Genomic DNA, 18,531 nt, shown 5'->3' with positions numbered 1-18,531 from the left:
GGCCCGCCCGTTGCCGGTGACCGCCGCCTTGACCTCCGAGGGCGTGTGCTGGACGACGGGGATGCCTCGCCGCGCTGCCGCGGCCATCACCACCCCGGAGACCTGCGCCGTGCCCATGACGGTGCGGACGTTGTGCTGGGCGAAGACCCGCTCGACCGCGACGGCGTCCGGCTCGTGCCGGTCCAGCCAGTCCTCGAGCACGGCGCCGATCACCGCGAGACGCACGGCCGGGTCGTCGTCGACGGACGACCGGGCGACCGTGACGCCGACGAGCGCGACCCGACGGCCGGGACGGGCGTCCACGACGCCGATCCCGCACCGGGTCAGCCCCGGGTCGACACCGAGGACGCGCATGACGGGGTCTCCCGGCCCGCGGCTCGGGTCACTCCTCCTCGTCGAGTGCCGCCATGACCTCGTCGGAGGCGTCGAAGTTCGCGAAGACGTCCTGCACGTCGTCGCTGTCCTCGAGGGCGTCGATGAGCCGCAGGATCTTGCGCGCCCCCTCGACGTCGACCTCGACCTGCGTCGCGGGGACGAACTGTGCCTCTGCCGAGTCGTAGTCGATGCCGGCCTCGACCAGCGCGGTGCGCACGGCGACGACGTCGGTCGCCTCGCTCATCACCTCGAAGGACTCGCCCAGGTCGTTGACCTCCTCGGCGCCCGCGTCCAGGACGGCGGCCAGGACGTCGTCCTCGGTGAGGGTCTCCGTCTTGGGGACGATGATCACTCCGCGCCGGGAGAAGAGGTAGGAGACCGAACCGGGGTCGGCGAGCGACCCGCCGTTGCGGCTGAAGGCGACGCGCACGTCCGAGGCCGCGCGGTTGCGGTTGTCCGTCAGGCACTCCACCAGGACGGCGACGCCGCCGGGCCCGTAGCCCTCGTACATGATCGTCTGGTAGTCCGCGCCACCGGCCTCCTGGCCGGAGCCGCGCTTGACCGCACGGTCGATGTTGTCGTTCGGGACGGAGGTCTTCTTCGCCTTCTGGATCGCGTCGAAGAGCGTCGGGTTCCCGGCGACGTCACCGCCGCCGGTGCGGGCCGCGACCTCGATGTTCTTGATCAGCTTGGCGAAGAGCTTGCCGCGCCGGGCGTCCACCACGGCCTTCTTGTGCTTGGTGGTGGCCCACTTGGAGTGACCGGACATGACAAACCTCTCAACGACGGTCGGCGACGATCTGGACGAACAAGCGGTGCAGGCGCACGTCCCCGGTGATCTCCGGATGGAACGACGTGGCCAGCACGTCGCGCTCACGCACGGCCACGATCCTACCGGCGGCGTCCCCGGACTCCACGCGGGCCAGGACCTCGACGCCAGGTCCGACCTCCTCGACCCATGGGGCGCGGATGAAGACCGCGTGCACCGGGTCGACGGCGCTGTCGGGCACCTGGTCGACGACCAGGTCCGTCTCGAAGGAGTCGACCTGCCGTCCGAAGGCGTTGCGGCGCACGGTCATGTCGAGCCCGCCGAGGGTCTGCTGGTCCGGCAGTCCCCCGGTGATCCGCTCGGCGAGCAGGATCATCCCGGCGCAGGACCCGTAGGCGGGAAGGCCGTCGCGGATCGCCGCACGCAGCGGGTCGAAGAGCTCGAAGATGCGCAAGAGCTTGTCGATCGTCGTCGACTCACCGCCGGGCAGGACGATCCCGTCCACCGCCTCGAGCTCGCTCTGCCTGCGCACGGGCACCGCGCGCGCGCCGGAGGCCTCGATCGCTGCCAGGTGTTCCCGCACGTCGCCCTGGAGGGCGAGCACGCCGATCGTCACGGTCATGGCGGTGGAGTCTAGGCGCGCCGAAGAATCCGGGTGGACGCCGTCCGCCTGGAGGGTGGGTAGGGTCCGGACCGTGCAGACCGACCTGCTGGACCTCGAGGCGGCGCGGCTCGACACCGAGCACGCCGCCACCGACCGGAGCACGCTGTTCGACCTTCCGGCAGGAGTGACCTACCTCGACGGGAACTCCCTGGGCGCCCTCCCCGCGCACGTGCCCGCCGTCGTGCAGGACGTCCTGCAGCGCCAGTGGGGTCATGACCTGATCCGGTCGTGGAACGAGCACGGCTGGTGGGACGCACCGACCCGCGTCGGCGACCGCATCGCTCCCCTGATCGGTGCAGCGCCGGGGCAGGTGGTCGCCGGGGACTCCACCTCCGTCCTGCTCTTCCAGGCCGCACGGGCCGCCGGGGCGATGCGACCGGACCGCCGGGTGCTGCTCACCGACCAGGGGTCCTTCCCCACCGACCTCTACGTGCTCGGCGGCGTCGCCGAGGACCTCGGCTGGGAGCTCGTGACGGCCGACCCGGACGACGTCCCGGCTGTGCTCGCCGAGCGTCGGGACGTCGGCCTCCTCGCACTGTCCCATGTCGACTTCCGCACCGGTCGGCTCTGGGACCTCCCTGCGCTGACCACGGCAGCGCACGCGGCCGGCGCGCTGACGCTGTGGGACCTGTCGCACAGCGCCGGCGCCGTCCCCGTCGGCCTGGACGCGCACCGGGTCGACCTCGCCGTCGGCTGCGGCTACAAGTACCTCAACGGCGGCCCGGGTGCCCCCGCCTTCACCTACGTCGCAGCCCGGCACCAGGAGCGGTTCGCCCCGGCGATCCGGGGTTGGCACGGGCATGGCGCGCCGTTCGCGATGAGCCGGGACTACCGACCCGCGGACGGCATCTCCCGCGCCCGGATCGGCACCCCTCCCCTGCTCTCGATGCTGGCGCTGGAAGCCGCCCTCACGGTCTTCGACGACCTGCCGATCGAGGACGTGCGCTCCCGATCGCTCTCGCTGACGGGCTTCCTGCTGCGCTGCGTCGAGACGCTCGTCCCGGAGCTGCGGTCCGTCACTCCCGTCCAGGACGGTCGGCGCGGGTCCCATGTCTCGTTCGCGCACCCGCAGGCGTACGGCATCGTGCAGGCGCTCATCGCGCGCTCCGTCGTCGGGGACTACCGCGAGCCAGGACTGGTCCGGCTCGGCGTCGCCGCCCCGTACCTGAGCCATGCGGACATGGCGCTCACGGCCCGGCACCTGCGCGCCGTGCTGGACAACGGCGAGCAGACGGCCCTCGACGCCGAGCGCAGACGGGTCACCTGACCAGGGCGTCCTGCTCCCGTGACCGGTGGCGCGCGGCCCGAGCTCCCTGCACGAACCGGATCAGCCGGGCGACGCCGTCTGCCAGCGCCTCGGCGTCACCTGCGAGGGAGAGCCGGACCCAACCGGCCGTGGCCGTTCCGAAGGTCTCCCCCGGCGCGACCGCCACGTGCTCCTCCGCGAGCAGCCTCAAGGCAACGGCATTGCCGTCCTCGTGGGCGTCCCGCACGTCGACCAGCAGGTAGAACGCCCCCTGGGGGATCGAGCACCGCAGGCCCGCTTCTGCCAGGGCGCGGACCGCGAGGTCACGGTTGGCGCGGTAGCCCGCCACCGCCGTCGAGACGTGCTCCTGCGAGCCGCGGAGCGCGGCAAGGGCTGCGCGCTGCGCCAGCACGGACGGGCAGGCGACAGCGGCCTCGGCGACCTGGACGAGCAGCTCGGTCAGCGGCGCGTGCGTCGAGACGAGGTACCCCATGCGCCATCCCGTCATCGAGTGGGTCTTGGAGAACGAGAAGACCGTGATCACGCGGTCGTCGGTGTCGTACACCGCAGGGCTCACGTGCTCGGCGTCGAAGGTGATGACCTCGTAGCACTCGTCGGAGATCACCCACAGGTCGCGTCGCCTGGCGAGGTCGACGATCTCCTCGAGCAGCCCCGGGGGGTACACGGCCCCTGTGGGGTTGTTCGGCGAGCACACGAGGATGGCCCGCGTGGACGGCCCGATCGACGCCTCGATGTCCTCGAGGGTCGGCACGAACCCGTGCTCGGCCCTGGTCGGGTACGTCCCGACCTCACCCCCCGCCGCCAGGGCGGCCATCCGCCAGTTGGGGAACTCGGGATCCGGCAGGAGGACCTCGTCGCCAGGGCCGAGCACCGCGGTGAAGAGCATGGACAGGGCGCTCATCGCACCGTGCGTGACGATCACGTCGTCCGCGGTGGCGGGCAGACCGTTGTCGCGGCGCACCTTCGTCGCCAGCTCCGCTCGCAGCTCCTCGCTACCGACGCTCGAGGTGTAGTGCGTGTGCCCGGCTCTGGCGTCGGCGAAGGCCGCGTCCATGATCGAGCTCGGGGTGTTCTGCGCCGGTTCGCCGACCTCGAGGCGGATCGCCTGCGGGTCCGCCAGGGCGAGCTCCATCAGGGCACGGATACCACTGCGGCTCATGCGCAGCGCTGGTGAGGTGATCGTCGGCACGGCGCGACGCTAGCCCTCGATGATGTCGGCAGTGTTGCGTCCGGCTCGATGCCTCGCCGGGTTCGCGGATCCGGGGCGGCGCGGGGCGCTCACCGGGCTCAGTCGCGCGCGCGGATCTCCACGACCCGGCCGTCCCAGCCCGCGAGCCACCCGGGCAGGAGCTCGGCGAGCCCTTCGGGGTACACCTGGATCGGCGCCGTCGCGATCTCCTCGACCGTGAGCCAGCGCACCTCGTCGACGGTCTCGTGCTCGATCGCCGTCCACGCCGACCTGTCGCTCCCCACGTCGAGCCGACCGTGGACGCGCGCGAGGAAGAAGGTCTCGTCCTGCCGGCAGTGGGCGAGGGCGAAGTCGAAGACCGCCGACCGCAGCAGGACGGGCCCGATCAGGGCGTCCCGGTGCAGCGTGAGACCGACCTCCTCGGCGGCCTCCCGCACGGCCGCATCCCGCGCGTCCTCACCGACGTCGATCCCACCGCCCACGGTGAACCACCAGGAGCGGCCGGGATCCCCGAGGTCGTGCGCCCGCAGCATGAGGACCCGGTCGAGCTCGTCGATCACCACCACGCGGGCGCCCAGCCGTGACCACCGGCCCTCGGCGTCGAGCTCCCAGTCGGGGCCGATGAAGGCCGGCCGCTCGGGCCGGCCCTCGGCGGTCACCAGCCGCGCTCGGCCAGCCGGTGCGGCTCGGGGACGTCCTCGACGTTGATGCCGACCATCGCCTCACCGAGACCGCGTGAGACCTGGGCGATGACGTCCGGGTCGTCGAAGAACGTCGTCGCCTTGACGATCGCTGCCGCACGCTCGGCGGGGTTGCCCGACTTGAAGATGCCGGACCCGACGAACACGCCCTGCGCGCCGAGCTGCATCATCATCGCGGCGTCCGCCGGGGTGGCGATCCCGCCGGCGGTGAAGAGGACGACGGGAAGGGCTCCCGTGCGCGCCACCTCGACCACCAGGTCGTACGGCGCCTGGAGCTCCTTGGCCGCGACGTAGAGCTCGTCGGCCGGGAGCGAGCTCAGCCGCGTGATCTGGTCACGGATCTGCCGCATGTGGGTCGTCGCGTTGGAGACGTCACCCGTGCCGGCCTCACCCTTGGAGCGGATCATCGCCGCACCCTCGGTGATCCGGCGCAGGGCCTCACCCAGGTTGGTCGCCCCGCAGACGAAGGGCACCGTGAAGGCCCACTTGTCGATGTGGTGGGCGTAGTCCGCGGGGGTCAGCACCTCGGACTCGTCGATGTAGTCCACGCCGAGGCTCTGCAGCACCTGCGCCTCGACGAAGTGCCCGATCCGGGCCTTGGCCATCACCGGGATCGAGACGGCCTCGATGATGCCGTCGATGAGGTCGGGGTCGCTCATCCGGGCGACGCCGCCCTGCGCGCGGATGTCGGCAGGGACCCGCTCGAGCGCCATCACCGCGACGGCCCCGGCGTCCTCGGCGATCTTCGCCTGCTCGGCCGTGACGACGTCCATGATGACCCCGCCCTTGAGCATCTCCGCCATACCGCGCTTGACCTTGGCGGTGCCGACGACGTTCTGGCTGGTCTCGTTGCTCACGGCTGTCCTTGCTGTGTGGAGGGTGGGGAGCCCGCGAGGTCGCTCGCGCGGACGCCCTCATCCTAGACCGCGCGCAGCGCGCGGCCCTCGGTGCTCAGCGGGCGGACGGCGGCAGGGCCTCGGGCCAGCCGTCGTCGATCTCGACGGTCTGCGGCATCGGCGCGTGACCGGCCACCCGCAGCAGCCGGACCAGGACGGTCCGGCGCATGCGCTGGGCCTGCGCCACGGCCTCGTTGTGGAAGCGACGGGACAGCTGGATGCGGTACCAGGACGAGGCCAGGGTGGCGAGGAGCTCCTCCCCGACGGGGTCCTGCCGGATCTCTGCGACCTCTCCCTCGTCGGACAGCGCGGCGCACAGCGTCCGGGACAGCTCGCTCTCCGCCATGTCCCGGTCGAGCTCGACGGCCGCGTCCGTAGGGACGCCGAGCGTCCCGGCGAGCCCCTCGGGGATCTCCAGCAGGGCGCCCGGCTCGCCGCCTCCGGCGCTGAGCGCCTGCCATGCCGCCTCGCCCACCAGCACGGAGGTGACGGGGTCCAGCAGCCCGCTCCAGGCGAGCTCGGCGGCGACGGACGCGCGACGCACCAGCTGGTTGTCCAGCACCGCGCGCGTGCCGGCGACCTTGCGGTGCAGGCGGTCGAGCCTGCTCGCGACGACCCAGAGCGACCAGACCAGCAGCAGGAGGACGGCGACGACGAGGACGAGGGTCTCTGACCAGCTCATGAGGACTCCAGGCCGCCGGCGCGGAACCATCGCCGGGAGGTCGGGTCCTCCACGACGCCGGTCTGGGCGCCGTCGAGGACCATCTCGTACACGGTGAGGACCTGACGCGTGACGGCCGACCAGTCGTACTGCCGCACGACCTGCGAGGCCCGGGCAGAGGTGGTGCGGCGCAGCTCGGGATCGGCGAGCGCCGCCGAGAGGGTCGCCGCGAGGTCGGCGGGGTCCCCCGTGCGGAACAGGATCCCCGCTGCGCCGTCGTCGAGCACGCGTCGGAAGGCGCCGAGGTCGCTCGCGACGACGGTCGCACCGGCGCTCATCGCCTCGACCAGCACGATCCCGAAGCTCTCCCCGCCGGTGTGCGGGGCGCAGTAGACGTCGACCGAGGTGAGCAGCCGCGCCTTCTCCTCGTCGGAGATCCGTCCGAGGAACTCCACAGAGGAGGCGAGCTCGCCGAGCGCCTCCACCGCCTCGGCTGCTCCCGCGTCGCCGTGCCCGGCCACGAGGAACCTCGCTCCCGGGTGCTCGGCGAGCACGGCGGGGATGGCAGCGGTGAGCACCGGGAGGCCCTTGCGCGGCTCGTCGAGACGGCCGAGGAACGCGACCGTGGGCGCCTGTCGCGTCCCTTGCCACCGGGGGTCCGGGGCGATTCCCTCGAAGGCGTCGACCCACACGCCGTTCGGGATCACCACGGCGTCGCCGCCGAGGTGCTCGACGAGGGTGCGACGGGCGTCCTCCGAGACGGCGATCCGGCCGGAGATCTTCTCCAGGCTGGAGCGCACCATCGGGTAGGCCACCTGCAGGGCGCGGGAACGCAGCAGCGCGGTGTGGAAGGTCGCCACGATCGGCCCCGAGGCCACCCACAGGGCGAGCATGCCCAGGCTCGGAGTCACCGGCTCGTGCAGGTGCAGGATGTCGAACTCGCCTGCCTCGAGCCAGCGGCGCACCCGGCGCGCACTGACCGGCCCGAAGGTGAGCCGGGCGACGGATCCGTTGTACCGGACCGGGACGGCCCGCCCGGCAGAGGTGATGTACGGGGGCAGCTCGGTGTCCTCGTCCGCAGGGGCCAGCACGGAGACGTGGTGCCCCTGGCGTTCGAGCGCCTCCGCGAGGTCGCGCACGTGGAACTGCACGCCACCGGGCATGTCGAAGGAGTACGGGCACACGATCCCGATCCGCAGGCTCATGCGGCCCGCCCCGCGGCCGTGCGCTCCTGGAGGTCGGCGAGGAAGACCCGCTGGAGCATGTGCCAATGGGTCGGGTGCGCGGCGATGTCGGCGCCGAGCACGTCGACCCACGCCTGCGTCAGCGCGCGCACCGTCTCACCGCGCGGGAGGTCGGGCACGTCGACCGGGACGAAGTCGATGACCAGCCCCCACCGCGTCCCGGCAACCGCCCGCCGTGCGGCGTCGAGCCGTTCGTGACGAAGGGTGGCCACCATCAGGGGCGCGCCCGTGCTCACCGCGAGGGCGGCGGGCCCGGCGGCGACCCTGGCCCGGTGGCCGCACAGGTCGACCTCCACACCGCGCTCGCTCAGGTCGCGATCCGCGAGGAGCGGCACCAGCCGTCCGCCCGAGCGCGTCGCACTGACCAGGTCCCGGAAGACGTCGCGCCCTCGGTCCAAGGGGATGACCTGGATCCCGAGCGACTCGCGGAGCGCGACGAAGGCCTCGAAGACCTCCGGCGGCTCGAGCCGCTCGGCGACCGTCGAGACCGGGCCGAGAGCGCGCGCGGCCCAGGCTCCGGCGAGGTCCCAGTTGCCCTGATGCCCCAGGGCAAGCACCACGGAGCGACCCGAGTCCAGGTGCTCCGTGACCGCGTCCGCACCCACGGCACGGACCCGTGCGGCGATCTGCTCGGGGCTGCGGCCGGCGAGCGAGAAGGCCTCACCGAAGTAGCGGAAGTAGTTCCGCATCCCCTCACGGCTCAGCCGCCGAAGGGTCCGCGCATCACAGGGATGCACGCGGGACAGGTTGGCCTCCAGCCGCTGCACACCACGCCCCCGCCGCCACCACGCGAGGTCCGCCGCGAGCAGCGCCAGGGCGCGGACGAGGTCCTCCGGTGCGCGAGGGGCAAGGCGAGAGGCGAGCAGGACGGCGCGTGCCGACAGGTTCACTGCGTGCTCCCGGTCGCCTGACCACCGTGGCCCGGGGCCGGGAGGGCCGCCCCGGTGGCCTGACGGCGCACCGTTGCCATCCGCTGCCCGACCGTCACCGCGCTCGCGACGGCGAGGAGTCCGAGGAAGACGTCCAGGACGGCGTACGGGGCACCGAGCCCGACGACGAAGGTACCGAGGAGCACGACGGCGAGCCGGTCGGCCCGTTCGGCGATACCCACCGCCGCCGTCATCCCGAGGCCCTCGGCTCGCGCCCTGGCATAGGGCACGACCGAGCCCAGGACGAGGCAGGCGAGGGCGAGCCCTGCCCCGAGGTCGTCCCCGCGCAGGCTCAGGTGCACGGTCAGTCCGACGAAGATCGCCGCGTCGCCGAAACGGTCGAGCGTCGAGTCGAGGAACGCACCCCACGGCCCCGAGCGTCCGGCGGTGCGGGCCATGATCCCGTCGATGGAGTCGGTGAGGGCCAGCACGGCGATGGTGAGCGAGCCGGCCAGCAGGTGACCGGTGCCGAGCAGGCCGAGGCCGGCGGCGACCACGCCGACCGTCCCGACCACCGTGACGGCGTCAGGGCTGACACCCCGGCGCAGCAGGAACCGGGCGAGCGGTCCGAGGACCGCCGCCGCGAGGGATCGCAGATGTCCGAGCACCGGTCTCCTCAGCTCTGGGGCCAGGCGGCGGCGAGCCGCTCGCGCGTGTCGCCGAGGAGCTCGGGGAGCGCCTTGGTCCGACCGATGATGGGGAGGAAGTTCGCGTCCCCTCCCCAGCGGGGCACGACGTGCTGGTGCAGGTGCGCGGCGATCCCCGCACCCGCCACGGTGCCCTGGTTCATCCCGAGGTTGAAGCCTTGGGGTGCCATCACCTCGCGGAGCGTGCGCATCGCCGTGCGGGTCAGCTCGGCGATCTCGAGGGTCTCGGCCCTGCCGAGCTCCGTGTAGTCCGCGACGTGGCGGTACGGGACGACCATGAGGTGCCCCGAGTTGTAGGGGTACAGGTTGAGCAGCACGTACGCCGCCTCCCCGCGTGCGACGAGGAGCCCTTCCTCGTCGCTGCGGCCCGGCGCCCGGCAGAACGGGCACTGCTCGGTCCCCGGGTCGGTCGGCTTGTCCTGCCCGCCGATGTACACCATCCGGTGCGGGGTCCAGAGCCGCTCGAACCCGTCGGGGTCCCCGGCGAGGCCGTCGTCGTGGGTGCTCGGATGCTCGGGCACGTCAGACCTGCACGCGGTCCCGGATCGCGGCGACGACGCGGTCGATCGCCTCGTCGACCGGCACCGCGTTGTCCTGGCTGCCGTCGCGGTAGCGGAAGGACACCGCACCGGCCTCGACGTCCTCGCCGCCGGCGATCAGCACGAACGGCACCTTCTGGGTGCTCGCCGTGCGGATCTTCTTGCCGAAGCGGTCGTCGGACAGGTCGACCTCCGCCCGCACACCCAGGGCGCGCAGGCGGGAGACGACGTCCTCCAGGTAGGCGTTGAAGGGCTCGGCGACCGGGACGGCGATCACCTGGACCGGCGCGAGCCATGCCGGGAACGCCCCGGCGTAGTGCTCGGTGAGCACCGCGAAGAACCGCTCGATCGAGCCGAACAGGGCGCGGTGGATCATCACCGGTCGCTGCCTGCTGCCATCGGCAGCCGTGTACTCCAGGTCGAAGCGCTCGGGAAGGTTGAAGTCGAGCTGGATCGTCGACATCTGCCAGGTGCGCCCGATGGCGTCCTTGGTCTGCACCGAGATCTTCGGGCCGTAGAACGCCGCGCCGCCGGGGTCCGGGACGAGGTCGAGGCCCGAGGCGGTCGCCACCTCGCGCAGGGTCTCGGTCGCCTCGTCCCACGTCTCCTCCGACCCGACGGACTTGTCGGGGTTGCGCGTGGAGAGCTCGAGGTAGAAGTCGGTCAGGCCGTAGTCCTTGAGCAGGTCCAGCACGAAGGTCAGCAGGCTCGTGAGCTCCTCGCGCATCTGCTCGCGGGTGCAGTAGATGTGCGCGTCGTCCTGGGTGAACCCGCGGGCCCGCGTCATGCCGTGGACGACGCCCGACTTCTCGTAGCGGTACACCGTGCCGAACTCGAAGAGCCGCAGCGGCAGCTCCCGGTAGGACCTGCCTCGCGAGCCGAAGATCAGGTTGTGCATCGGGCAGTTCATCGGCTTGAGGTAGTAGTCCTGCCCCTGCTTGCGGACGGTACCGTCCGCGTCGCGCTCCTCGTCCAGGTGCATCGGGGGGTACATGCCCTCGGCGTACCAGTCCAGGTGCCCGGAGAGCTCGAAGAGCTTGGCCTTGGTGATGTGCGGGCTGTTGACGAAGGAGTAGCCGGCCTCGACGTGCTTGCGCCGCGAGTAGTCCTCCATCTCCATCCGGATGATCCCGCCCTTGGGGTGGAACACCGCGAGACCGGAGCCGATCTCGTCCGGGAAGGAGAACAGGTCGAGCTCGTTGCCCAGCCGGCGGTGGTCACGACGCTCGGCCTCGGCGAGCCGGTCCAGGTGCGTGCGCAGCTCGTCCTTGGTGGGCCATGCGGTGCCGTAGACGCGCTGGAGCTGGGGGTTCTTCTCCGACCCGCGCCAGTACGCGGCGGCCGAGCGCATGAGCTGGAAGCCGTTGCCGAGCAGCTTGGTGCTGGGCAGGTGCGGGCCGCGGCACAGGTCCTGCCAGGCCACGGTGCCGTCGCGACGCAGGTTCTGGTAGATGCTCAGGCCGCCGAGACCGACCTCGACGGCCGCGCCGTCCTCCTGGGCACCGGGGGTGCCCTTGAGACCGATCAGCTCGAGCTTGTACGGCTCGTCGGCGAGGACCTCGCGGGCCTCGGACTCGCTCAGGTCCCACCGCCGGAAGGTCTGCCCCTCCTTGACGATCCGCTGCATCGCCTTCTCGAGGGCCTTGAGATCCTCCGGCGTGAACGGCGTCTCGACGTCGAAGTCGTAGTAGAAGCCGTCGGTGATGGGCGGGCCGATGCCGAGCCGGGCCGAGGGGTTGATCTGCTGCACGGCCTGGGCGAGGACGTGCGCAGCCGAGTGCCGCAGGACGGACAGGCCCTCGGCCGAGTCGATCGTCACGGCTTCGACGGTCGCTCCGTCGGCGAGCGGCGCGGACAGGTCCGTGAGCACTCCGTCGACCCGCGCGACGACGACGTCACGACGATCGGTGAACAGGGCTGCGGCGGACGCCGGGGCCTCGAGCTGCTGGACGACACCGTCGACGGTGACGCGGATCTCGGACACGGAACTCCCTCGGATGGACGGCGGTCCCGATGCTACAGATCCGCCACGGGGACCGGGGACCATGCCGGCGACGGTGCGGGGCGCGCGCGACTACGCCGAGCGGGTGACGGGCACGGGAATCACCCGTGTCGACACCTGGGGGGACGTGGGCGCATTTCTGTCCTGTGACCTGCACAGATGCACCCACCCAAGGGGTGCGAAGCGGACAATTGCCCTCTTCCGGGTGATGGGCCCAAGGGCCTGCTGTGGGCGATACTGGGTTCGAACCAGTGACCTCCTCGGTGTGAACGAGGCGCTCTACCACTGAGCCAATCGCCCATCGGCGGTCACGGGTCCACCGCACGATGCGACCCGAATGTTACCTGCTTCCCGACCGAATTCCGAAACGGCCAGGACGACCCCGTCCGGACCGACCGCGGGAACCCGGTACCTGCCCACGAGAGGGGTGACCATGGCCGCCAGCCCTCGCACCGTCCATGAGGCAGTCCCCATGCATCTGGTGCTCCCGGATTCGAGCGTGCTTCCCATCCGGGCGGATCTCGCCTTCGACGCCGCGGACCCCTACACGGTGCGCGTCGACTTCGTCGGGACCCACTCGACCTCGACCTGGCTGATCGGGCGCGAGCTCTTCGCCCACGGTGTGCTCGCCGACGCGAACCAGCCGGCCGGGACGGGCGATGTCCGGATCTGGCGCGACGACGACCCCGCCTACCTGCTCGTCTCTCTCAGCGGCGTCGAGGGCGACGCCCTCCTCGCCGGGCCGGTCGACCCCTTCCTCGCCTTCCTCTCCGCCTCGGTCCGACTCGTGCCGTTCGGCTCCGAGGGCCCGCACATGGAGGACGAGATCACCCGGCTGATCTCCTCCCTGCTCGACGCCTGAGCGTCGCGCCCGCCCGCATCCCGTGCCCCGCAGCCGCCGCTGCGGGGCACTGTGCTGTGCGCTGCGGTGCGTGCTCTCCGGCGCACCACGGGGAGCCGCTCAGGGGTCGAGGTCTCCCGCGGCCCGCTCGTGGTACATCGCCACGACCTCCGCCCCGAGCGAGCCCGGCTCGATCGCGACCCCGTCGAGCTCCACGACGGGTGCGACGGTCCGCACCGAGCTCGCGAGGAGGAGCGGGGCGCGACCGGCAATCGACTCGTCGAGGACCTCGAAGGGCAGCTCCCCGGGATGCGCCTCGCGCACGGGGAGTCCGGCCTGGGCCGCCCACTCCAGGACGAGGGCGCGGGTGATCCCGGCGAGACAGCCGGAGCTCAGCGGCGGGGTGAGCAGCTCGCCACCCCGCTCGACGAAGATGTTGCTCCCGGTGCCCTCGCACAGCTCGCCCCGGGTGTTGGCCAGGTAGGCCTCGTCCGCCCCGGCGGCGTGCGCGGCGGCGACCGCGACGACGTTCTCCGCATAGGACGTGGTCTTGAGCCCGACGACGGCCGAGCGTTCGTTGCGCACCCACGGCACCCGGATGGCGCGTGCGGAGGTGACCGCCGACCCGGGACCCGCCATGACCAGGACGGTCTGCGCCGACGGTGCGCGATCGGAGCCGAGCGGGCCGATCCCGCCCGTCACCGTGATGCGCACGCGGCCTGCGCCGGGGAGCGCCTCGAGGACGGCAGCCACACCACGGCGCACGAGGTCGAGGTCCGGCTCCGCAAGGCCGAGCCCTCTGGCCGAGCGCGACAGCCGCTCCAGGTGCCGGGTGAGGGCGAACGCCTGACCCCTGTCGACCCCGCAGGTCTCGAAGACCCCGTCGCCGACGGTGATCCCGTGGTCCACGGCGGTCACCAGCAGTGCATCGGGAGCGTGCACCTGTCCGTCCGACCACACGACGACGTCGTTCATCTCGATCCTTCCCCTTCGTCCGGCTGTCCATCCTGCTCGCCACGGACAGGCGGGGCGCTCGCGCCACGCCGCATCCCGCCAGAGGCGAGGGCCACGAGCCTTGCCGCCTTGAGCTCGGTCTCCTGCCACTCCTGAGCGGCGTTGCTCCCCCAGGTGATCCCCGCCCCGGTCCCGAAGCGGAGGGTGCCCCCTACCTCGGATGTCCACCAGAAGGTCCGGATCCCCACGGCGAGGACCGCCTCGCCGGAGTCGGCGTCCCACCAGCCGATCGCCCCGCAGTACGGGCCGCGGTCCACGGGTTCGAGCGAGCGGATGATGTCCAGGGCCGCCGCCTTCGGCGCCCCCGAGACCGAGGCGGGCGGGAAGGTCGCCTCGCGCAACGACTCCCAGATCGGTCGTGCCTCGCGGAGCCTGCCTCGCACCCGGGTGACCAGGTGCACCAGGCCCGGGTGCTCCTCGTGCGCCAGCAGGTCGACGACCTCGACCGTCCCGGGCAGGCAGACGCGCTGCAGGTCGTTGCGGACCAGGTCGGTGATCATGATGTTCTCGGCCTCGTCCTTCGCCCCGAGACCGGCGGAGGACGGGGCGGTCCCCTTGATGGGCCCGGACATGACGGTGCCGTCCCTGACCTCGAGGAAGAGCTCGGGCGAGGCGGACACGATCCAGACGCCCTCGTCCCGCTCGCAGCCGGCATCCCCGTCGACGGGAGGGACGTGCAGAGTCGCGGAGTAGGGCGCCGGGTTCCCGCGGTGCAGGACAGCCGTCAGCGCCCACGGATCGGGCCCGCCCGCTGCGGCAGGCAGGGGCGCCTCGAGCACCCGGCAGATGTTGGCCTGGTAGACCTCGCCCTCGCGCACGGCAGCCCGCACGGACTCGACGGCTCCGAGGTAGGCCTCGCGGTCCAGCGAGCTGCGCCAGCTCCACGGCTCCGGCCCGACCCACTCCCCCGGCCGCGAGGCCTCCTCGTCCGGCTCGCGCCGGTCCACCGCGGCGAACCGCCAGGCGCGCAGCCGTCCCTCGAAGTCGACGACGACGGCCCAGAATCCGCCGTCCGGCGTCCACTGCCCGCCCGCGTCCAGGTCCACGTGGTCCACGACCCCTGAGGCCCGCACCCCGGGGAAGGTCGCCCGTCCCGCACGTGCGCGCCGGGGCGTGCGTCGCTCGTCGTCAGCGACCTCGGGACCGGTCATCCGCACACCGTAGCCAGCCTCCCGGTCCTCCTCCACGCACGAATCACCGCCGACGAGCACCTCAGTTGGACTCTGCCGAGAAAGGTCGGTTAGAGTTCGGGACGCACACGGCGCCTCCGGGCGGACGTGCTGCGCGGACGTGGCTCAGTGGTAGAGCATCACCTTGCCAAGGTGAGGGTCGCGGGTTCGAATCCCGTCGTCCGCTCGAAGGCGACAAGCACCCAAGGGGGCCTCGAGCCTTTGGTGGTGGAGTGGCCGAGAGGCGAGGCAGCGGCCTGCAAAGCCGTCCACACGGGTTCGAATCCCGTCTCCACCTCGCATCCAGCAGTACCCGAGCACGTCTCGGGCGATTGGCGCAGCGGTAGCGCGCTTCCCTGACACGGAAGAGGTCACTGGTTCGATCCCAGTATCGCCCACAAGAGTTTTCGCAGGTCAGAAGGCCGCCACCGGGAGACCGGGGCGGCCTTCTTTGCGTCGTACGCCAACCGTGTACGCCAACTGAGTCTTCCGTTGGCGTACGGAGGTCTGCCGCGAACGCATGCGGTCAGCGGCGTCCACTGACGACAGGTGGTCCCTTCCGCGAAGAACGGGGCTCCGGCGGCGCCACACGATCAGAGACCCAGGGACTCTCCCAGGGCGTCCATCGCCTTGCGGGCCGTCGGCGTGGTCAGGTGGGCGTAGACCTCCGCAGTGACCTGCGTCCCGGAGTGACCGAGCAGATCCGAAACCGCCTTGAGGTGTACGCCGCCCTCGAGCATCGCGGTGGCCGCAGAGTGCCGCAGCGTGTGGACGGTGGCTCCGGTGACGCCGGCGCGCTCGGCCGCAACCGTGAAGGCTCGAAGCGCGGTCCGCGGATCGATCGGTCTCCCCGAAGCAGTGGTGAACACGTGCCCGGTCTGAACCCACGCGTCGCCCGCACGTCGCCGGTCCAGGTCCTGGGCCGTTCGATGAGCTGCCAGCACCGCCACCACTCCCGCCGACGGCGCAAGTACTCGCCGCGACGCGCGCGTCTTCGGCGCCGTGACGACCAGCTGGCCATCAACGCGGGAGAGCGTGCCGCGGATCGTCAGGGTCCCCTTGTTCAAGTCGATGTCGTCCCAGCGGAGCGCCAGCGCCTCGCCTTTGCGGATCCCAGTGGCCGCGATCAGCGCGAAGAGCGCGCGATGGTGAGTGCGGTAACCCCCACGGTCGACCCGGAGCGCGTCCAGCTCGCCCGCTGCGACGACGATCCTCCCGACCTCATCCACGGAGAGCACCCGCGCCTCCTTGCGCTCCGCTGTCGGCGGATCAACTGCGAGGGCCGGGTTCTTGCCAAGGACCCCGTCGCGCACGGCGCCGTCGAGGAGGAGCCTCAGGACCCGAAACGCACGGTGGATCGAGGCGTCGCTCAACGCACGCGTCCGCATGGGCTCGTCTCCAGGCCCACGACGCTCGCGGATCCGGTTGCGGAGCTCGATCACCCATGCGTCGATGTGCGATGGCCGGAGGCGTGCAAGTGGGGTGCGCCCGAGTGCGGTCGGCTTCACCTGCTTCTCGAGGATCGAGAGCATCAGCGACTTGGTGGCTGGCCGACGCGACGACGCCGCGAGCGTATTCGCCACCCAGTGATCGCTCCAGGCCGCGACGGTCATGCGGGCGTCCCTGACCGGTCGGCCCTCCGCGATGCGGGCCCGCGCCTCGGCCAGCTTCTCCCTCGCCTCCGCCTGTGTCGCGCCGTAGACCGAGACCCTTCGGCGCCGGCCATCTTCGTCCGTGAAGCCAAGTCGCGCTTGCCACGTGCCGTTGGGACGCCGTGAATACGTCCCCTCGCTGTTCTGACGTTTCGCCATCGCAGTCACCACTGCCCTCTGGCGCCGATGCGCCGTGCCGAAGTCTCCGCCCTCGCGGCTGACGCTGGATTCGCCGACCGGCCTGCCTGTGGACAATCGAGTTCCAGTTGCCGTGGGAAGGGGGCAGCTCCGGGTGCCTACATCTCGCACTGGCTCTCTACGAACTCGCTCAGCGCCCAGACCGGGATCTTGTGAAGCCGCCCGATGTGAATCGACTTCACCACTCCCGCGTCGAGCAACTCGTACATCATCGTCCGGCCCACCCCGAGGCGGTGCGCTGCCTCGGCGACAGTGAGCAGGAGCTTCTCCTCCGTGTCGCCCTTCGAGCCGGGAAGGCGGTGGCCCGTGGACTCCGGGTCCGTGGCCCGGCGCGGCGACGTTGCAGTTCTCATGGCGACCTCCATCACAGAACGTGGACTCGCATCGTGGGAGACCCCGATGGATTCGGCGATGACGGGGCGGCCCCTGGCCACCAGGATCCCGCGTCCAGGCAGCCGCCATTAGTGCCGCCCGTCGCACTCTCAGGACCCTTCATCGCCGCGCTGCGACTGAGCCCCGGTGACGGCTCGGCCCGACGCACCTTCTTGCTAGCCCCCGTCATCGCCCCGCGGCGCGCGATGGAGCCCGTCACCGCTGCGCCGCGACTGTCGCCCGACAGGTCGGCGGGCGTCATCGACCCGTCATCACCCGCTGACCTGCAGGTTCGTGCCCGTCATCGCCGCGTCCATCGGGGGTGGCCAGCGTCCTTCGTGTCCGAAGACCCCGAGGAGGACCCCATGGTCACCAAGCCGCACGCCACGGAATCGCCGACCGAGATCCCGCCGGCAGCCGAGGTGCCGCCGCTGACGCGTACCCGCGAGTCGATGCTCGCCTGGCTCGCAGTGATCGACGACGAGGGCTGGGCCGGACCCGCCGGGACCGAACTGCTCAACTACGTCCGAGAGGACATCGTCCGGCCGGTGGTCATCCACGTCGGGCTCCGCGGCGTGCGTGCCTCGCAGGCGGAGGCCACCGCGTGGCAGGAGGCATGGAAAGCCCTGTGCCGGCCGTCGCTCCGGCAGGCGGCTGAGCCGTGGGGCGTGCTCTGGGGCACGATCCGCCGGGCAGCCATGGGTGAGTCCGTCGCGGGTCAGTACGGCTGCGCCCCGCGTGAGGCGTGGCGCCTCGAGGCCGAGGCTCGCGCGGGTCGACTTCAGCCGCCCTTGTCCCTCGACGGGCTGAGGGAGTCCGGCTGGGACCCCACGGCCGAGGACGCCTCCCCCAGTGAAGTGGTCGAAGCGGCCGGGGCGCTGCGCGACGCCGTCGGCGCCCTGGCAGCGGCCGGCTGGCCGCACCACCTGGCGGCGAGGATCGTCATCCTGCTCTCGCTCGACCATCCCCCGGCGAACGCCCGCAGCACCGTCCAGGGCTGGCGGCTCCTCGCGACGGACCTGCAGATCGCGCCCTGGCAGGCACGCCGACTCACCCTCCTCCTCCGAGGCACCGACGAGGCGCCCGGGCTCCTCGCCCGCCTGCACGCCGAGGGGCGCGCGGTCTTGCTGGAGGTGCCGACCAGGGTCGCCCTGTACGCGACGCGCCACCGGCGGGACGCCGTCACGCTGAGCGGCCAGTTGCCCAACGGGCGCCGTCCACAACGGCTCGCGAGCTGAACTTGCTCACAGCCTCCCGCGCATCTGGATGCACGGTTGTCGCCGAAAGCGCACACCTGAGTGGTGAGCCCCACGGAGGCACTTGCGAACAGGGACTTCCCTTCTCGCTCAGAAGGGTGTGAGATGACTTCTTCGAGTTCAGGTGTGACTAGCGTCACAGTCGT

19 protein-coding genes and 4 tRNA genes are annotated in these 18,531 nt (G+C 71.7%); 6 read left to right on the top strand and 17 right to left on the bottom strand.

Annotation, left to right across the window (positions count from 1 at the left end):
- From ABWK99_RS04125 to pdxT, 3 genes are all read right to left on the bottom strand, one after another.
- Positions 1-354: crossover junction endodeoxyribonuclease RuvC (locus tag ABWK99_RS04125; RefSeq protein WP_372593427.1), on the bottom strand; the 354-nt coding region annotated here is incomplete at its 3' end.
- A gap of 28 nt (positions 355-382) precedes the next feature.
- Positions 383-1,144: a YebC/PmpR family DNA-binding transcriptional regulator gene (locus ABWK99_RS04120; protein WP_372593426.1), complete on the bottom strand. Its 762-nt coding sequence runs from the start codon at positions 1,142-1,144 to the stop codon at positions 383-385.
- 10 nt (positions 1,145-1,154) lie between these two features.
- On the bottom strand, positions 1,155-1,766 hold the full coding sequence (pdxT, locus tag ABWK99_RS04115; protein ID WP_372593425.1) for a pyridoxal 5'-phosphate synthase glutaminase subunit PdxT: 612 nt from the start codon (positions 1,764-1,766) through the stop codon (positions 1,155-1,157).
- Between the two features lie 73 nt (positions 1,767-1,839).
- Here pdxT and ABWK99_RS04110 point away from each other — a divergent pair, with 73 nt between their 5' ends.
- Positions 1,840-3,075, top strand: coding sequence for a kynureninase (locus tag ABWK99_RS04110; RefSeq protein WP_372593424.1), 1,236 nt, complete (start codon positions 1,840-1,842; stop codon positions 3,073-3,075).
- Here ABWK99_RS04110 and ABWK99_RS04105 read toward each other — a convergent pair.
- The 10 genes from ABWK99_RS04105 to ABWK99_RS04060 form a co-directional block, all read right to left on the bottom strand.
- Positions 3,068-4,264, bottom strand: coding sequence for a pyridoxal phosphate-dependent aminotransferase (locus ABWK99_RS04105; RefSeq protein ID WP_372593423.1), 1,197 nt, complete (start codon positions 4,262-4,264; stop codon positions 3,068-3,070). The genes ABWK99_RS04110 and ABWK99_RS04105 overlap by 8 nt on opposite strands.
- A gap of 98 nt (positions 4,265-4,362) precedes the next feature.
- Positions 4,363-4,923, bottom strand: a complete 561-nt coding sequence (locus ABWK99_RS04100) for an NUDIX hydrolase (RefSeq protein ID WP_372593422.1) — start codon at positions 4,921-4,923, stop codon at positions 4,363-4,365.
- Complete coding sequence (gene pdxS, locus ABWK99_RS04095) at positions 4,920-5,822, bottom strand: pyridoxal 5'-phosphate synthase lyase subunit PdxS (protein WP_372593421.1); 903 nt, start codon at positions 5,820-5,822, stop codon at positions 4,920-4,922. The genes ABWK99_RS04100 and pdxS overlap by 4 nt, the downstream gene beginning before the upstream one ends.
- 94 nt (positions 5,823-5,916) lie before the next feature.
- Positions 5,917-6,543 carry a hypothetical protein gene (locus ABWK99_RS04090; protein ID WP_372593420.1) on the bottom strand — a complete coding sequence of 209 codons (627 nt, stop codon included), beginning with the start codon at positions 6,541-6,543 and terminating at the stop codon, positions 5,917-5,919.
- A complete protein-coding gene (locus ABWK99_RS04085; RefSeq protein WP_372593429.1) occupies positions 6,540-7,721 on the bottom strand; it encodes a glycosyltransferase family 4 protein in 1,182 nt (393 codons plus the stop codon). The genes ABWK99_RS04090 and ABWK99_RS04085 overlap by 4 nt, the downstream gene beginning before the upstream one ends.
- Before the next feature lie 2 nt (positions 7,722-7,723).
- On the bottom strand, positions 7,724-8,656 hold the full coding sequence (locus ABWK99_RS04080; RefSeq protein WP_372593419.1) for a phosphatidylinositol mannoside acyltransferase: 933 nt from the start codon (positions 8,654-8,656) through the stop codon (positions 7,724-7,726).
- Positions 8,653-9,303, bottom strand: a complete 651-nt coding sequence (gene pgsA, locus ABWK99_RS04075; RefSeq protein ID WP_372593418.1) for a phosphatidylinositol phosphate synthase — start codon at positions 9,301-9,303, stop codon at positions 8,653-8,655. The genes ABWK99_RS04080 and pgsA overlap by 4 nt, the downstream gene beginning before the upstream one ends.
- Before the next feature lie 8 nt (positions 9,304-9,311).
- Entirely contained in the window at positions 9,312-9,863 is a 552-nt protein-coding gene (locus tag ABWK99_RS04070; RefSeq protein ID WP_372593417.1) for an HIT domain-containing protein, read from the bottom strand.
- A gap of 1 nt (position 9,864) precedes the next feature.
- Positions 9,865-11,856: a threonine--tRNA ligase gene (thrS, locus tag ABWK99_RS04065; RefSeq protein ID WP_372593428.1), complete on the bottom strand. Its 1,992-nt coding sequence runs from the start codon at positions 11,854-11,856 to the stop codon at positions 9,865-9,867.
- A 255-nt stretch (positions 11,857-12,111) separates the two neighbouring features.
- Positions 12,112-12,183 (bottom strand) — tRNA-Val (locus ABWK99_RS04060).
- Between the two features lie 199 nt (positions 12,184-12,382).
- On the opposite strand from ABWK99_RS04060, the gene ABWK99_RS04055 reads away from it, so the two are divergent.
- Positions 12,383-12,745: an SsgA family sporulation/cell division regulator gene (locus ABWK99_RS04055; protein ID WP_372593416.1), complete on the top strand. Its 363-nt coding sequence runs from the start codon at positions 12,383-12,385 to the stop codon at positions 12,743-12,745.
- A gap of 99 nt (positions 12,746-12,844) precedes the next feature.
- Here the strand turns inward: ABWK99_RS04055 and ABWK99_RS04050 are convergent, their stop codons facing one another.
- Both ABWK99_RS04050 and ABWK99_RS04045 read right to left on the bottom strand, forming a co-directional pair.
- The gene (locus ABWK99_RS04050; RefSeq protein ID WP_372593415.1) at positions 12,845-13,699 is read right to left on the bottom strand and encodes an aminotransferase class IV; all 855 of its coding nucleotides are present in this window, start codon (positions 13,697-13,699) and stop codon (positions 12,845-12,847) included.
- Positions 13,696-14,889, bottom strand: a complete 1,194-nt coding sequence (locus ABWK99_RS04045; protein ID WP_372593414.1) for a chorismate-binding protein — start codon at positions 14,887-14,889, stop codon at positions 13,696-13,698. Before ABWK99_RS04045 ends, ABWK99_RS04050 begins: the two co-directional genes overlap by 4 nt.
- Positions 14,890-15,022: 133 nt before the next feature.
- Between ABWK99_RS04045 and ABWK99_RS04040 the strand changes: the two genes are divergently transcribed.
- The 3 genes from ABWK99_RS04040 to ABWK99_RS04030 all read left to right on the top strand — a co-directional run bounded on the left by ABWK99_RS04040 (position 15,023) and on the right by ABWK99_RS04030 (position 15,305).
- Positions 15,023-15,094: transfer RNA gene (locus tag ABWK99_RS04040), tRNA-Gly, on the top strand.
- A 40-nt stretch (positions 15,095-15,134) separates the two neighbouring features.
- Positions 15,135-15,205: transfer RNA gene (locus ABWK99_RS04035), tRNA-Cys, on the top strand.
- 28 nt (positions 15,206-15,233) lie between these two features.
- Positions 15,234-15,305, top strand: a tRNA-Val gene (locus ABWK99_RS04030).
- 195 nt (positions 15,306-15,500) lie between these two features.
- On the opposite strand, the gene ABWK99_RS04025 is transcribed toward ABWK99_RS04030, so the two are convergent.
- Both ABWK99_RS04025 and ABWK99_RS04020 read right to left on the bottom strand, forming a co-directional pair.
- Complete coding sequence (locus ABWK99_RS04025; protein ID WP_372593413.1) at positions 15,501-16,718, bottom strand: tyrosine-type recombinase/integrase; 1,218 nt, start codon at positions 16,716-16,718, stop codon at positions 15,501-15,503.
- A gap of 137 nt (positions 16,719-16,855) precedes the next feature.
- Positions 16,856-17,110, bottom strand: coding sequence for a helix-turn-helix domain-containing protein (locus ABWK99_RS04020; RefSeq protein ID WP_372593412.1), 255 nt, complete (start codon positions 17,108-17,110; stop codon positions 16,856-16,858).
- 384 nt (positions 17,111-17,494) lie between these two features.
- On the opposite strand from ABWK99_RS04020, the gene ABWK99_RS04015 reads away from it, so the two are divergent.
- Entirely contained in the window at positions 17,495-18,367 is an 873-nt protein-coding gene (locus tag ABWK99_RS04015; protein ID WP_372593411.1) for a hypothetical protein, read from the top strand.
- The last annotated feature ends 164 nt before the right edge of the window (positions 18,368-18,531 follow it).

Source organism: Actinotalea sp., from assembly GCF_041597215.1.
Classification (GTDB): domain Bacteria; phylum Actinomycetota; class Actinomycetes; order Actinomycetales; family Cellulomonadaceae; genus Actinotalea.
Note: the sequence above shows the minus strand (reverse complement) of the source record. Positions and strands in the feature narration are given on the sequence as shown.